The sequence below is a fragment of the Gracilimonas tropica DSM 19535 genome (assembly GCF_000375425.1).
Lineage (GTDB): Bacteria > Bacteroidota > Rhodothermia > Balneolales > Balneolaceae > Gracilimonas > Gracilimonas tropica.
Window position 1 is genome coordinate 491946 of the sequence record NZ_AQXG01000002.1, and the last position, 15879, is coordinate 507824.

The following is a 15879-nucleotide window of genomic DNA, read 5'->3' on the forward strand; positions in this document are numbered from 1 at the left end:
AAAACGGACCTCTAATATTAACCGGCATCTCTATGCCCATTAACATTGGTAATCTATGAAAATAATAACCACGAGAACACTCCTATATATGTCTTTTTGTACTATCTGGGGATTTATATTCAGTTTTGTTACTGCAACTACACTTTTAGCAGGCACTACCTCCGCGCAAAGTGTTAGCAAAATCGAAATAACGATTGAATTTGAAGGAACAACCATTCAGGATGCTTTCAATGAAATAGAAGAAAAAACTGAACTGAAGTTTCTTTATGAATCGATAGGAATCGAAGCAAGTAACAAGCGGATTACAATACCTAAAACCACAACAACTGTAGAAAAAGTGCTGATCGAGATTTCGGCACAAACAGGACTTCGGTTCCGGCAAACAGACAATACCCTTGCTGTACATTTAAACAAGGAGCCGGTTGAAGAAGAACAGTCGCCGTTACCGGAAACTATTACCGGGACCGTTATTGATGCTGAAATGCAGGAACCCATGCCCGGGGTCAATATTTCCGTAAAAGGAACCACCATTGGAACTTCTACCGATGAAAATGGAACCTATGAGTTGAATGTCCCTTCGTTGCAAGACACCCTCATTTTTTCATTTGTAGGATACCAAACCCAGGAAATACCCATCAATGGCAACACCCAAATTGATGTAGCGATGAGAGTTACCTCTCTGAGCAAAGAGTTTGTTGTTACAGCACTTGGCATAGTACGCTCAGAACGAGCCATTGGCTACTCAACTCAACAGGTAGATGGAGAAGATTTAACCTACTCAAACGAGAATAATGTGATAGGAACGCTGGCCGGTAAAATTGCGGGAGTGCAAGTTGTTGGAGCCTCCGGAGCAAGTATGGGGGGCACCCAAAAAATCAAAATTCGTGGTGTCAATTCCATTAGCGGAGGCGACGAGCCGTTAATTGTTGTTGATGGAACCCCAATTTCGAACGCAAACTTTGCAGGCTCTACCGGAAGAGACTATGGAAATATTTCACAGGATATTAACCCTGATGATATCGAATCTATCAATGTGCTTAAAGGTCCTGCGGCCTCAGCCCTTTATGGTATTCGGGGACAGTATGGCGTTATTATGATCACCACCACCAAAGGAGCTAAAGGTGCAGAAGCCTTTACCGTAGATCTGAATTCCTCCTTTGCAATAGAGCGTGTAGGTAATATCATGCCTTATCAAAACAAATATGGAGCAGGAAGCACACAGGATTGGTTGACTCTGCCTAATGGCGATCCATATGTGCAAACCAATTACGATGAAAGCTGGGGCCCAAAAATGGATGGAAAACTGGTTCGTGAGTACTTTAGTTTTTACCCTCAGGATCCACGTTACGGAGAACTCACCCCTTTTGATCCACATCCAAATAACGTAAAAAACTATTTCGAGACCGGAACAAACTTCAGTCAGGGAGTCACGATTTCCGGGGGAAGTGAAAATTCCAGGTTACGTATCAGTTTTAATAACACTGATATTCAAGGGGTTGAGCCGAATACATTTCTCAACAGAAACAATGTTGGTGTAAGTGCCGGAGTTGACTTCACGGAAAGATGGAATGTTTCAGCAAACGTGAATTTTGCCACCAACAAGGCTCGCCGTCCTACCCAAGGAGCCGAATCCGGTTCCCGGTATTTCAGCCAGTGGTTTGAACGACAACTGAGCATGAAGGAATTAAAAGACTATAAATATGATGATGGCACCTTCAAGCACTGGAATTTAACGAGCAGCCTCGATGGAAATGATAAGGCATACTTAACACCATTGTATTTTGATAATCCCTATTTCATTGCCTACGAAAATTATGGCAATGATAGCCGGGATCGTCTCTTTGGGAATATCGGAACTACGTTTGAAGTGAATTCTGATCTTTCATTAAGTGCGTTCATTCGTTCTGATATGTACACCCAAAATCTTGATGGAAGAACGGCATTCGGAGGCGAAAATACTCCGGCTTATTTTACCGGCAAATATCAGAACACAGAAATGAACTACGAGGTGCTGGCCCAATACCAGAAACGGTGGAATGAAATTTCTATTGAGGCAAGCCTCGGTGGGAATGTTTATGACCGAGATTACTCCTATGTGTCACAGTCAACGGAAGGTGGATTATCAGCGCCTAACTTCTATAATATTGAAGCTTCCATAGACCGCCCCAGTGTAAGTTCATACGAACTAAATAAGAAAATTGTGAGCGCATTCGGCCTGGTATCGTTAGGCTATATGGACACCTACTTTATGGATGTCTCGATCAGAAATGACAAGTCTTCAGCCCTACCTCAAGACAACAATTCTTATTGGTATCCATCCGTATCCGGGAGTTTTGTGTTTAGTGAACTTTTGGATGCAGATGCCCTCTCCTTTGGTAAGTTAAGGGTAAGTTACGCGCAAGCCGGCTCTGACCTTAGCCCCTATCAAACTACTCCTTTTTATTGGGTAGGTACCAATTATGGCTCAATCAGTACACTGGATATTCCAAATACACTGAACAATCCAAATATTAAGCCATCATTTGCCCATTCTTATGAAGCTGGATTTGATGTTCGCTTTTTTAACAGATTAGGGCTCGAATTCACCTACTATCTTCAGCGTAATGAAGATCAGATCATTAACCTTGATATTTCAGGAGCTACCGGCTACTCAGCCTCTACTGTAAATGCAGGTTTGATTGAAAATAAGGGTATAGAGATTGCCCTGAGCGGTACTCCTGTTCAGACTCAAAACTTTATCTGGGATGCTTCTTTTAATTTCAACAAAAACAGCGGAGAAGTTGTTGAGCTTTATCCCGGTATCGATGTTTATACTTATGGATCTACCTACTATTCCGGCGTAAGAACCTACTTAAATTCATATGAAGGCGATGCCTTTGGACATATTGTAGGTCAGGCTTATCAAAGAGATGAAGCTACCGGCAAGATACTTCTCGATGATAATTATTTGCCTCTTTACACCGATAATACTCATGATTTCGGAAGCGCTTTACCTGATTTCACAGGTGGGCTCCAAAACACCCTCAGTTACAAAGGGTTCAATTTAAGCGCCTCTATCGACTTTCAGGTGGGTGGTAAATTCTTTAGCCGAACACAATCGCTGGCAGACCGAACCGGACTTTCCAAAAAAACAGCTGCCATTAACGACAAAGGAAATAACGTCCGAGACCCTGTTGCCGAAGGTGGCGGAATCAAAGTTACTGGTATTGTAGCATCAACCGGCCAGGAAGTAACGGAGTATGTAGATGCCAAAAGCTATTATAAACGATTAGGGCAACGCATTAACGAGCCCTACATCTATGATGCTTCTTATGTTAAACTGAGAGAGGTGAGATTGGGATATAATTTGGGAGATCAGTTCATCAATAAACTTCCCGTCCAAAATGTGAATGTGGCTTTTATTGCCAGCAATCCACTTATGATATGGCAAGATGCCCCCAAAGGCCTCGATCCATCCGAACTCTCCACGGGCAGCCAATCAATAAGTTGGTATGAAAGTGGACAGTTGAACACCGTCCGATCATTTGGAATTGACATAAACATCACTTTTTAAACATAAGACCATGAAGAAATTATATATCCTTTTTATTGCACTATTTTTTGCAAGCAGTTGTGATCTTCTTCAGATTGATGAAGATTTGAATAAAAATCCAAACTCTCCAAGCGAAGCCACTGCCGAACAACTTCTGGCTAATTCCATGCGATCGCTTCCCGGCATCAGCTCTAACACCACCGGGCAGTTTATGGCGCAATATTTAGCCGAAACACAATATCCGAATGCGTCTCAATATCCAGCCGGAGGAACCAGCTTTTACGGTTGGTACGAGGGCCCTTTAATTAACTTGGAAACCATTCTGACGGAAGAATTCACTGTTCCAACCAGCGAAAATCAATATGCAGTGGCAAAAATTCTCAAAGCCTACTACTTTTGGTTTTTAACCGACCGCTGGGGTGATTTACCCTACTCGGAAGCTTTGCAAGGCACAGATATCATAGCTCCTGCTTATGATACACAAGAATCAATTTATGAGGCGCTATTCGCCATATTGAAAGAAGCAAACACGCAGATTGATGAAAGCGGATCTATACCAAGTGATATCATTTATAACGGAGATATGAGCAAATGGAAAAAATTTGCCAATACCCTGCGCATGTTAATGGCACTTCGGCTCTCAGAAGTAGATGCTCAATCTGGCATCGACGCTGAAGCTGAATTCAATGCAGCCTTAACTGCAGGTGTAATGGAATCAAATGACGATAGTTTTGTATATCAACATTTGGCCAATGCCGACAACCAAAATTTCTGGTATGGACAGGTTGTAGAAAGTAACAGACAATGGTGGGGAATAACTGAAACACTCTTCGATATTATGAACCCTGTGGATGACCCCAGACTTCCTGTGTTTGCTGATACATCCCGTAATGGTGATTATGCCGGTATTCCGATTGGTACTGAAGCTTCGGAATTTAACTACCTGGATTATTCCTTGTTAGGTTCCGACCTTCTGGATCAGGATCAACCCGTGTATCTTATTACTTACGCGCAGGCTCTATTTGCACGTGCTGAAGCAGCTCAACGCAGCTGGACATCCGAAAGTGACGCAACCAACTATAATGCTGCAATAGAAGCATCTATCCTACAATGGACCGGAAGTACCGACGATGTTGCCGCTTATACAGCTCAACCCGAAGTAGCTTATGATGGGACATTAGAACAACTCGCAACACAGCGTTATATTCACCTGTTCCTAAATGGATATGAAGGATGGGCCGAGTGGCGAAGAACCGGGTTTCCAAACTTAGTTCCGGCTGCCACAGGTGCCAATGTTCCTACTCGCCAAAGTTATTCGGCTGAAGAGGCTTTGAATAACACCGAAAACTACGAAACCGCCATTGAAAGACAATTCAACGGTGAAAATACTTTGTATGGAAAAGTTTGGTGGGACGCGAACTAACTTAATTTTCACATTATCAACTTATGAAACACACAATATTTATTTGTAAAGCATTGGTGTTGAGTATTCTGTTGGGAGCATGTTCTGGCTCCCAACAGCAACACCTTGAAGAAATAATTTCTAACACTAAACATCACTATGTACCCGATACCAGGGTAAATGAATTTACCGTTGAAATTTCAAAAAAATCCCCGCTTACTTTAACGGGAGAAACAACTTTAGCTGAGGCTAAACAAGCCTTGTTAGATACACTTTCAAGTCAAGGCATTGAAGTTGTAGATGAGATTAGGCTGCTTCCCACTGAAGAAATCGGTGACAAAAAATATGCCCTCGTTAACAACTCGGTTTCCAATTTAAGGTCATCTCCTCAGCATTCCGCTCAGTTAGCAACCCAGGCTTTGCTTGGCATGCCTTTACAAGTGCTTAAAAAGGATGGCGGCTGGTATTATGTAAGAACTCCTGAAGATTATCTGGCCTGGGTGGATGCCGGTGGTATTGAACGGGTAAGCGAACCTGAATTGGATGCATGGAGCAATACTGAGAAAATCATCTTTACTGAGACGTACGGTTTCAGCTACCGTGAACCAAGCTCCGCTGCGCAAAAGATCAGCGACCTTGCCACAGGAAATATCCTTGAAATGACCGGGACTTCAGGTAATTTTTACCACGTATCTTATCCTGACGGCAGAACTGCTTATGTAAGAAAAAGTGAAGCTCAGCCACTGGATGAATGGAATCAAAACCTGGAAGCTACGCAAAAAGCACTGGTTGAAACCTCGTATGAAATGATGGGTATCCCCTATCTTTGGGGAGGCACATCTACAAAAGGAGTCGACTGTAGTGGATTTACAAAAACGGTCTATTTGATGAATGGTCTCATCATCCCGCGTGATGCTTCACAACAAGTTCATGCCGGAAAATTAATAGACAGCCAAAAGAACTGGGAGAATCTTGAACCCGGTGATCTTTTATTTTTTGGATCAGAAGCAACAGAAACTTCTTCACGCAGGGTAGTCCACGTTGGTATGTGGATAGGGAACAACGAGTTTATACACTCATCCAGACAGGTTCGCATCAGCAGCGTAGATCCAAATGCCCCGAATTATGATGAATACAATACAGGCCGCTACCTCGAGGCACGAAGATACATCGGAAATAATTCCGGGAATATTATCAGAACCGGAGACATGTATGAGGATATCAAATTCTGATATCAACCATCTCCTTTACGGTTGTTAAGTATATTTTTCATCATTTTTTGATACTCAGGGGTTAGTTCTACCTCTCTTCGTTTCATCATGGCTTTCATTACTTCCAATGCTTTATCGAAACGATAGAGAGCTGGACCCTGAGGACCAAGCCATGTAAAAGACTCAATTACTTTTGGCGAAAGGTCATCCACAAAAACATTGGAACTAACCCCACAAACCGTACCCGTATTTAACATGGTGTTGATAGCCGTTTTTGAATGATCCCCCATGATGGTACCCAAAAATTGTCTGCCTGTATCAATAGGAGATTTGGTATCCCAGTCAATTACCTGTATTTCTTTGTAATCATTTTTCAGATTTGAAGTAACGGTATTGGCTCCAAGATTTACCCATTGCCCGAAAATGGAATTTCCGCAGAACCCATCGTGTGCTTTATTAGAATAGGAATGAAAGATGGAGCCCGAAACCTCTCCCCCAACTTTACAAACCGGGCCGATGGTTGTACCACCATAAATACGGGCAGCCATTTTTACCGTAGCACCTTTACATACAGCAACAGGGCCTCGTAAAATACTGCCCGCTTCTATGGTTGCTCCGTCTTCAATAATGATGGGGCCATCTTTGGCAATAAAGATGCATCCGGGCTCTATGTTTACATTTTGGCCAATGTAGATGTGATCCGAATTCTGGACAACCGCTTCTACTCCAAGTCCGGAATTTGAGATATGCTCAATGTTTGACCGTTTTATATCCGCTTCAATTTGCTGTGCATTCAATTCAACTAAGTCCCAAATATTATTGAGACTTTGAGCGCCGGAAAACTCAACTTTCTCTAATCCACTTTCAGGATAATTATTATCTCTAAAGAAATCCTTAGAAAACGGGTAATCTGTGCGAGCTGCGATTAAGTCATCCTCATGAACCAACCCTTGTCCGTCCTCCAGCTCATTGATTGCTTGTATTAAATCTTGTGATGGCAAAAACCTGGAGTTTATCCATAAGCACGACTCACCTTCAGCTAACGTCCCTTTTCTAAAAACCCCTTTCAAATATTCCGGCTCCAGCCTGCAAGTATTTGAAACGGCCAATGACCGTTCCCATTTTTCCCTGATCGTAAATACCCCAACCCGAAGATCATCCATTGGACGAGTTAATGTTAGAGGATGAAAACGCCCTGATCTCTCATCCGAAAAAAAACAAATATTCATTCAATACCCTTAATAATTTTCTTAGAACTCAATCGTCATTTAATTAATTTAAAGTTATATTTACATATTATCATTTTTAAATAAAAACTATTCTGATATAACATGTGTGGTATTGTAGGGTACGTAGGTAATAAACAGGCGAGTAAAGTAATTATTGACGGTTTAAAGAGATTGGAATACAGGGGGTATGACTCTGCCGGACTGGCCACTCTGAACGGAACACTCGAACTGAATAAAGGAAAAGGAAAGGTAGCAAATCTTGAAAAATTAGTTGGCGATTCCCAACATGGAAAAATTGGTATTGGCCATACCCGGTGGGCTACCCACGGAGAGCCGAATGACATCAATTCTCACCCTCATTTAAGCCAAAACGGGAAATTAGCTCTTGTTCACAATGGTATCATTGAGAATTACAACACACTCAAAAAGAAACTAACGGAACAAGGCTATGAGTTTTATTCTGAAACTGATACCGAAGTAATAGCCAAACTGATCGAAAGCTTTTTGGACAAAGATGCCTCTTCACTGAAGAAAGCAGTTCAACTTGCATTGCACCAGGTAACGGGAACCTATGGAATAGCCTTGGTGCATTCTGATTTTCCCGATCAAATTATCGTAGCCCGCAAAGGTTCTCCTCTTCTTTTAGGCATTGGAGATGGAGAAATGCTGATCGCATCTGATGCTTCTGCAGTTGCCGCTTATACCGATAAAGTGGTTTACCTTGATGATGGCGAGATAGCCGTGATCACAAAAGATGATTATACCGTAGAGTCGGCCGAACAAGTAGAACTCACCAAAGAAGTACATGAGTTGGCCCTTAGCCTTGAAGAAATTGAAAAAGGCGGCTATGATCACTTTATGTTGAAAGAGATCTTTGAACAACCAAAAGCACTCTCAGATTGTCTGCGGGGACGGATTAATGTTAATGAAGGCACCGTAACGCTTGGAGGCATCGAAAGCGTAATGGAGCAACTGGTGAATGCCAACCGAATTGTGATAGCTGCTTGCGGAACAAGCTGGCATTCAGGTTTGGTGGGTGAATATTTGTTCGAATATTTGGCCAAAGTACCGGTTGAAGTGGAATACGCCTCCGAATTCAGGTATAAAGAACAGCTAATTGGTGAAGGCGATGTAATGATCGTTATTTCACAAAGTGGAGAAACCGCTGATACCTTGGCTGCACTTAGGGAAGCCAAAGAACGGGGAGCTTTGGTATTAGGTGTTGTTAATGTAGTCGGCTCAACCATAGCAAGAGAAACAGATGCCGGCGTCTACATTCATGCCGGACCAGAGATCGGTGTTGCCTCTACTAAAGCTTTTACCGCACAAGTAACTGTTCTCACCCTAATGGCCATCCGTCTTGGTTTGGAAAAAGGCACCATTGATAAAAAGCATGCCAAAAAACTTATTAAAGAACTCTCTTTGATCCCTTCTAAGATCGAAGAAATTCTAAAACAAACCGATCAGATTCAGCATGTATCCAACCTTTTTTCTTATGCTCCCAACTTCCTTTATCTCGGACGCTCTTACAGTTTCCCTGTAGCACTTGAAGGTGCCTTGAAGCTGAAAGAGATCTCTTACATTCATGCCGAAGGATATCCTGCTGCTGAAATGAAGCACGGTCCTATTGCATTAATTGACGAAATGATGCCGGTGGTTGTCATTGCAGCTACTCATCATACAAATGATAAAATGATCAGTAATATTGAAGAGGTGAAAGCCCGAAAAGGTCGAATCATCGCTATTACTAATGCAGGAAATAATGAAGTAGCTGACCTTGCAGAGTTTTCATGTACAATTCCGGAAACCCTGGATGTCTTTTCTCCTTTGCTTTCGGTAATTCCGCTTCAATTACTTTCCTATTACGTTGCAGTAAATCGCGGATGTAATGTAGATCAACCCAGAAACCTCGCTAAAAGTGTAACCGTGGAATAATTTTTGTGGATAAGTTTACAGAAACCGAGCAATTGACTTAAAAAATATTATCCTAAAGCTCGTTAAAAGTCTATTTTTGGTTAAAATAATTTAATAATTCATTGTTAATATCTTGACTATGAATATAAAATTGCTTTTAATCCAAGTCCCTCAACTATTAGTGTAGTCAAGTTTCTTAAAGTCAATGAAAAATTGGAAGGCATTTATTTTTAAAGTCGTTGTTTTGGTATTGGTAGGTATCGTAATTTTTACCGGGTAAGGTTCCTGAATACCTGCTTTTATACTAATCTCATCTTCATTTCTCACTATGGTGGTAACGGTACGTTCTTCACATCCTACCTTTAGATTACAAAAGTCTACTCTACATTAATCCTCCCTAATATTTATTCATCAGTTGAGTCGCTAATTTTCAGCTATAATTGATACGTTGAATATGGGAAAAATTGATTTAAGCTACCTCGAGAGTGTTACTGATAATGACCATGAGATCATGATTGAGATGATTGATCTTATCATTGAACAAACTCCAACTCACATAGAAAACATAAAGAGTTTTAACCGGGATAAACTTTGGAAAAAACTGGGCGCTGAAGCACACAAAATAAAGCCAATGTTGTTGTACGTAGGCCTTGCTGAGTTGAAGGAAACCGCTGAAAAACTGGAAGAATTTGGTAAAAAAGAAACAAACCTTGAATTGATACCGGATTCGATACAAAAGTTAGATTCCGGCTTTAAGGCAATTATACCGGAACTTGTTGAGACCAAGCAATCATTGAGTTAGCGTCATTTGAAGGTGTTCAATATCATCTACGATGTAGATATCTCCTTCCGGCTCAAACCCAAGTTTTTGGTAATAAGACTGTAAAGCTGCTTGTGCTTCTATACGGATTGAGGATTTACCACAACACTCAATTCCTTTTCTAATGAGCTTTGGCCCCATTCCGGTTCCCCTGAATTTTGGATGCACTACGATTCTACCCAAGCTTGCTTCACTTTCGTATTTACTGCCCGGCAAAAAAATTCGCAGGTATGCAGCCAAAAATTCCTTTTCAAAAAACATAAGATGAAGGGCTTTGTCATCTTCACCGTCTATGTCTTCATAAAAGCAAGTTTGTTCTATAATGAAAACATTCTGCCTCAATTTAAAAATTTGCTCAACTTGTTTTGAGGTCAGGTCTTGAAATTCAGAAAGAATAACGTTCATATTTTTAGTCGAGAATGTAACCATTTTCCAGTGATAGTCGTAGAGAGAATCAACCTTCAATCAAAATTATCTCATTATGATCTGGGCTTGGTTATTGAATAGTGTTTCGGTTTATGCCACGGCTTCACTTTTACGTGGCGTTCACATAAAGAATTTTTGGAGTGCCATTTTTGTAGCCGCACTTCTTGCCATAGTGAATATCTTAATTAAACCCATTTTACTTTTTCTGAGTTTACCAATTACCATCCTTACTTTTGGCCTTTTTGTTTTGGTGATCAATGCGGCTCTGATCATGTTGGTAGACAAAATGGTAGACGGGTTTAAGGTAGAGAGTTTTAGTTGGGCGCTGATCTTCGGTGTGGTAATGTCAGTGATCAGTTGGGTTTTGTTTAAATTGTTTGGATAGTTTTTACACTTCCTTCATATCATAAAAAAACCTCCAGAGGCTAATGCCCGGAGGTTTTTTTATAAAACTGATCTGTCAATACAAAGAAATTAGATATTGTCGCAAACAGCTTGTGTAAAGGTAGAGGTTGTTCCCTCACCACCAATATCCGGTGTGCAATACACTTTTTTCTCTACCAGAGTCTTGTAGATGGCCTTTCTGATGTTTTCAGCAACCTGCTTTTGATCAATATGTTCCAACATCATTAAAGATGAAAACAGAAGGGCCATTGGGTTCGCTACATTTTTGCCAACAATATCGGGTGCAGATCCATGAACGGCTTCAAACATGGCAGCATCATCTCCAATGTTTGCAGCGCCGGTAACTCCCAAACCACCTACTAATCCTGAAGCCAGGTCAGATAAGATATCTCCAAAAAGGTTGGTTGTTACCACCACATCAAATTGCTGTGGCCGCAGTACCATTTGCATGGCCATATTATCCACGATCAGATCTTGAAATTCTATCTCCGGATAATCTTCGGCCACCTTCTTACCGACCTCAAGAAATAAACCGGTTGTTAGCTTAAGAATATTGGCTTTATGCACCAATGTCACTTTCTTCCGCTCGTTCTTGACGGCATACTCAAATGCAGCACGAACAATTTTTCGGCTGGCTTCTTCCGTTACAACGGCAATAGCCTCAGAATGTCTTTTCTCTCCTTTTTCTTCCACCCAATTTTCTTTACCGATATATAATCCTTCGGTATTTTCGCGAAACAGAACCATATCCACTCCACGAAATGGAGTTTCAATACTTGGAAGTGTTCGGGCAGGACGAATATTACTGTAAAGGTTGAATCTTTGTCTCAAAGCCACATTTACTGAGCGGAATCCCGAACCAACAGGGGTAGTTAATGGTCCTTTTAATGCAATTCTATGCTCATCGATAGCGGCTACCGTATCATCAGGAAGAGGATTACCGGTCTCTTCATAAGCTTTTAGTCCGGCTGATTTTTCTATCCAGTTTACCTCAGCTCCGGCTTTTTCGAGAATGGTAGTTACGGAATTGGTGATTTCAGATCCAATACCATCACCGGGAATAAGGACAACGTTTTTCATGAAATTAGATTTATTTACTTCAAAATTTTTAAGGGTTCGAATATACCCAATTTAAGACCCAAATGTGTTGTCTCAATCGGCCTACTTTCGATCTCCGGTATAGGTTACGCGATAGATCTTACTTCCGTGGTCATCCGAAATCAACACCGATCCATCTTCAAGTTGCAGGAGCGAAACAGGCCGCCCCCTAACATCATCTTCTCCTTGCAGCCAACCCGAAATAAAGGGTTCATAAGAAACCGGATTTCCGGCATTGTCAAACTTGACCATAGTTACCCTGTAACCAATTTTTTTACTGCGGTTCCAGCTCCCATGTTCAGCTATAAAAGCCTGATTTTTGTAAGAATCCGGGAACATATTCCCGGTATAAAACATCACACCCAAAGGTGCTACATGCGGCCCTAATTCTCGAACCGGTGGCTTAAAATCAACATTCATGTTCTTACCCTCTTCACCAAATTCCGGATCCCAAACATTACTTGCATGTAAGTATGGAAAACCGAAATGCAGCCCCTCATCAGTCAATTCATTGAGTTCTCCCGGAGGCAGGTCATCGCCCATCCAGTCTCTGTTATTATCCGTAAACCACAGGTTTCCGGTTTCAGGGTGCCAGGTAAATCCTACTGTATTCCGAATTCCGTGTGCAATAATTTCACGTTCCGTTCCATCGGGATTTATGCGCGTGAGCGATGCAAATACAGGATTTTCTTTTTCCATATTGCAGACGTTACATGGAGCTCCCACCGGAACATACAATTTTCCGTCCGGGCCAAAGGCGATGTATTTCCAGCCATGATGTCCTTCCGTTGGGTAATCATCGGTAATGAGTACAGGTGTTGGCGGATCATCAAGGTGGTTATCGATATCATCAAACCTCCAGATTTTGCTCACCTCGGCAACGTAAAGCGAACCATCCTTATATGCCACTCCATTCGGTAAACGTAAATCACTTGCAATGGTATAAACTGTATCTGCTTTATGGTCACTATCTGAATCTACCACAGCATGAACCCTTCCATCCCTTCGGGTTCCCACATAGAGAATCCCATTTTCACCCATTGTCATTTGCCGTGCGTTGGGAACGCTGTCTGCATATATCTCAACAGAAAAACCCACAGGAGCCTCTAAATAACCTAAAGACAATGATTTTTCTTTCTTCTCAGGTGAGTTTTCAGATGCACATGAACTCATCAACAACAAAAAAACAACGTAGATAAAATATCTCATAAACTCTTCTCCGATAATATTTCAGTAAAAAAGTGCCTTTCAATTTATAGAAATTGAAGGAATGAAAAGTACAAGGAATCACTTCTTAGGATAAAAAGAAATATGAAGCGGTCACTTGTTTGGTTCAGAAATGATCTTCGCATACACGACAACGAAGCCCTTATAAAAGCATGTCAGGCCCGGGAAGTGCTCCCCCTGTTTTGCTTTGATCCTCGTCAGTTTGCCTTAACCTCTTTCGGTTTTTCAAAAACCGGTGCACACCGACTGCAATTCCTTTTAGAAGCTGTTATTGATTTAAGATCAAAACTACAAACGCTGGGTGGCGATTTAATCATTCGTCATGGTCATCCGGAGGAAATCATTCCGGAGTTAGTCGAACAATTTGATATCGACCTGGTTTTTACATCCAAAGAAATTACAAGGGATGAGATCGAAGTGGAGAATGCGTTGAAAGAGAACCTAGACACGAAATTAAGCTTTGTTTGGGGAAGCACGCTATATCATATCAATGACCTTCCATACGGGAAAGAAGATATTCCGAAAGTTTTCACATCATTCCGAAAGGGCATTGAACAACATTCCAGAATCCGCAAGGAATTTGAAATACCCGGCAAGATAACACTACTAGCCGGCATCGAGAATGAGAACTTGCCCAAACACAGTACCTATGGTTTGAGTGAACCGGTTTACGATGAACGCTCGGCTCTTCGTTTTAAAGGAGGGGAATCGGCTGCTCTCAAACGACTTGATGATTACTTTTGGAAGGGAGATCATCTCAAAAATTATAAATTTACACGAAATGGCTTGCTTGGTGCAGCCTATTCCTCAAAGTTTTCGCCATGGCTTGCTTTCGGATGCATTTCTCCCCGAAGAATTTTTTGGGAAGTGGGCAAATATGAAGAGCAGCGCACAAAGAACGTCTCTACTTATTGGCTGATTTTCGAACTCATATGGCGTGATTTTTTCCGGTTCTCTGCCTGGAAATATGGTAATAAAATTTTCTGGCCTTCCGGCATTCAAGAGAAAAAACGAACCTGGAGGCATGAAAGAGGCACTTTCAAGAAATGGGCTGAAGGTAACACAGGAATTCCTTTTATTGATGCTAATATGAGAGAGCTTAATGCCACCGGTTACATGAGTAACAGGGGGCGGCAAAATGTAGCAAGCTTTCTGGCTCAAAACTTAAATATTGACTGGCGAATGGGAGCCGAATATTTCGAATCAATGCTTTTGGATTATGACCCATGCAGTAATTATGGCAACTGGGCATATAATTCTACGGTTGGTCACGATCCCAGAAACCGATACTTCAATATCATAAATCAAGCTCAAAAGTATGATTCCAACGGTGATTATGTTCGTTTATGGATTCCGGAATTAAAGAATGTACCTAATGAGTTTATTCATGAACCACAGAAAATGAATCCCGAACAACAAACGTTATTTACCGTAGGGATTGGGAAAGAATATCCAAATCCTATGATCAATCTGGAAGAAAGTTATGAAGAAATCAAAGCAAGAGATTAAAAACAGAATACTGACCTTTACACGGCAGCGCGGTCCTGAAAAATCAGTTTGCCCTTCAGAAGTAACAAAAGACTTGTTTTCTGACGTATGGAGAGATCACGTAGATGACGTTCGAACGGTTGCAGGCGAATTGCAAAGTGAAAACCTGATCAAGATCACACAAAGAGGAAAGGAAGTCAGACTGGATGAAGCGAAAGGCCCTATCAGACTGTCCGTCTTTTCAAAGAGTGACTAATATGATCAAAAAATCCGATCTGCCTGAAAAGATCTGTCCGGTTTGTAACCGCCCGTTCAAGTGGCGCAAAAAGTGGGAAAGGGACTGGGAAGAGGTCAAATATTGCAGTGAACGCTGCAGAAGAAATAAGTAATCAGATCCGATTCCAAATAAATTCCGGGACTAACTTTGCTACCCAAGCCATCAGCCTCCAGCGTCTTGTTACGTAAAAAATATTCTTTTTCTTATCGATTCCACGGATCATTTGTGAAGCAGCTTTCTCCACGGAAGCAACCCAAAACATGCCTTTAGCCCGTTCTGTCATTTCTGTCCAAATGTAACCTGCCCGAATTTCTGTAACAGAAATATCTGCATCTACTCTTTTAGCCTTTTGGCGATACCCCACCATGTAATTAGATATAAAATGTTTGGAAGCCGTGTAAGCTGCTGCACGGTGGTGAGCTAATAAAGCCGCCATTGATGACATTCCTACGATCTGCCCGTGACCCTGTTCCTTAAAGTAGTCGAAAGCAAAATGACAACCATGAGCAAAAGCCAGTGCATTCAACTCAATAAGCTTCGACTCTGCTTTCCAGGGCGGCAACATTTGAATGCGGCCCATCCCGGCATTCAAAATCATTATATCCATCCCACCCATTTCATCGATCAGAGACCGGTATGTGTTTTCAGCCTCTTCATGTTCCGTCACATCTTGTGTACGGATATAGGCTTGCTCTCCAATTTCATCTTTCAGTTCTTCCAGTCGCTCCGTTCTTCTGCCGATGAGACCTACTTTATGCCCTTTTTTGGCAAATTGAAGAGCCAGCTCTCTACCAATTCCGGAAGTTGCTCCTGTAATTATGATCTTTTTCATATCAGGCAGATATTAAAA

General features: G+C 41.6%; 14 protein-coding genes. 9 read left to right on the forward strand and 5 right to left on the reverse strand.

The genetic code is table 11. From position 1 onward, the window contains the following. Positions 1 to 88 precede the first annotated feature (88 nt). From B151_RS0105820 to B151_RS0105830, 3 genes are read left to right on the forward strand one after another with little or no spacing between them, the layout of a single operon-like run. A complete protein-coding gene (locus B151_RS0105820) occupies positions 89 to 3553 on the forward strand; it encodes a SusC/RagA family TonB-linked outer membrane protein (protein WP_020402671.1) in 3465 nt (1154 codons plus the stop codon). 10 nt (positions 3554 to 3563) lie between these two features. Continuing rightward, positions 3564 to 4955: a SusD/RagB family nutrient-binding outer membrane lipoprotein gene (locus tag B151_RS0105825; protein ID WP_020402672.1), complete on the forward strand. Its 1392-nt coding sequence runs from the start codon at positions 3564 to 3566 to the stop codon at positions 4953 to 4955. Between the two features lie 23 nt (positions 4956 to 4978). Then, positions 4979 to 6166: a C40 family peptidase gene (locus B151_RS0105830; RefSeq protein WP_040516594.1), complete on the forward strand. Its 1188-nt coding sequence runs from the start codon at positions 4979 to 4981 to the stop codon at positions 6164 to 6166. Positions 6167 to 6168: 2 nt separating this feature from the next. Here B151_RS0105830 and B151_RS18105 read toward each other — a convergent pair whose 3' ends face one another. Then, positions 6169 to 7374 carry a putative sugar nucleotidyl transferase gene (locus B151_RS18105; protein WP_040516596.1) on the reverse strand — a complete coding sequence of 402 codons (1206 nt, stop codon included), beginning with the start codon at positions 7372 to 7374 and terminating at the stop codon, positions 6169 to 6171. Positions 7375 to 7476: 102 nt separating this feature from the next. On the opposite strand from B151_RS18105, the gene glmS reads away from it, so the two are divergent. Together glmS and B151_RS19425 are read left to right on the forward strand one after the other, a co-directional pair. Next, positions 7477 to 9309 (forward strand): glutamine--fructose-6-phosphate transaminase (isomerizing), encoded by a 1833-nt coding sequence (glmS, locus tag B151_RS0105840; protein WP_020402675.1) that lies wholly within the window; start codon positions 7477 to 7479, stop codon positions 9307 to 9309. A 433-nt stretch (positions 9310 to 9742) separates the two neighbouring features. Beyond that, entirely contained in the window at positions 9743 to 10090 is a 348-nt protein-coding gene (locus B151_RS19425) for an Hpt domain-containing protein (protein WP_020402676.1), read from the forward strand. Here B151_RS19425 and B151_RS0105850 read toward each other — a convergent pair. Next, the gene (locus B151_RS0105850; RefSeq protein WP_245550361.1) at positions 10079 to 10573 is read right to left on the reverse strand and encodes a GNAT family N-acetyltransferase; all 495 of its coding nucleotides are present in this window, start codon (positions 10571 to 10573) and stop codon (positions 10079 to 10081) included. The genes B151_RS19425 and B151_RS0105850 overlap by 12 nt on opposite strands. Positions 10574 to 10589: 16 nt before the next feature. Between B151_RS0105850 and B151_RS0105855 the strand changes: the two genes are divergently transcribed. Continuing rightward, positions 10590 to 10919 (forward strand): phage holin family protein, encoded by a 330-nt coding sequence (locus B151_RS0105855; protein WP_020402678.1) that lies wholly within the window; start codon positions 10590 to 10592, stop codon positions 10917 to 10919. An 89-nt stretch (positions 10920 to 11008) separates the two neighbouring features. On the opposite strand, the gene B151_RS0105860 is transcribed toward B151_RS0105855, so the two are convergent. Together B151_RS0105860 and B151_RS0105865 are read right to left on the reverse strand one after the other, a co-directional pair. Then, a complete protein-coding gene (locus B151_RS0105860) occupies positions 11009 to 12019 on the reverse strand; it encodes an isocitrate/isopropylmalate dehydrogenase family protein (protein WP_020402679.1) in 1011 nt (336 codons plus the stop codon). An 81-nt stretch (positions 12020 to 12100) separates the two neighbouring features. After that, on the reverse strand, positions 12101 to 13246 hold the full coding sequence (locus B151_RS0105865) for a PQQ-dependent sugar dehydrogenase (RefSeq protein WP_020402680.1): 1146 nt from the start codon (positions 13244 to 13246) through the stop codon (positions 12101 to 12103). 102 nt (positions 13247 to 13348) lie between these two features. Between B151_RS0105865 and B151_RS0105870 the strand changes: the two genes are divergently transcribed. The 3 genes from B151_RS0105870 to B151_RS20435 are packed head-to-tail and all read left to right on the forward strand — an operon-like array spanning position 13349 to position 15141. After that, on the forward strand, positions 13349 to 14773 hold the full coding sequence (locus B151_RS0105870; RefSeq protein WP_020402681.1) for a DASH family cryptochrome: 1425 nt from the start codon (positions 13349 to 13351) through the stop codon (positions 14771 to 14773). After that, positions 14748 to 15008 (forward strand): DUF3253 domain-containing protein, encoded by a 261-nt coding sequence (locus B151_RS0105875; protein WP_020402682.1) that lies wholly within the window; start codon positions 14748 to 14750, stop codon positions 15006 to 15008. The genes B151_RS0105870 and B151_RS0105875 overlap by 26 nt, the downstream gene beginning before the upstream one ends. Position 15009: 1 nt before the next feature. Further along, positions 15010 to 15141, forward strand: coding sequence for a DUF2256 domain-containing protein (locus B151_RS20435; RefSeq protein WP_211207826.1), 132 nt, complete (start codon positions 15010 to 15012; stop codon positions 15139 to 15141). On the opposite strand, the gene B151_RS0105880 is transcribed toward B151_RS20435, so the two are convergent. Beyond that, complete coding sequence (locus B151_RS0105880; protein ID WP_020402683.1) at positions 15142 to 15861, reverse strand: SDR family NAD(P)-dependent oxidoreductase; 720 nt, start codon at positions 15859 to 15861, stop codon at positions 15142 to 15144. Positions 15862 to 15879 lie beyond the last annotated feature (18 nt).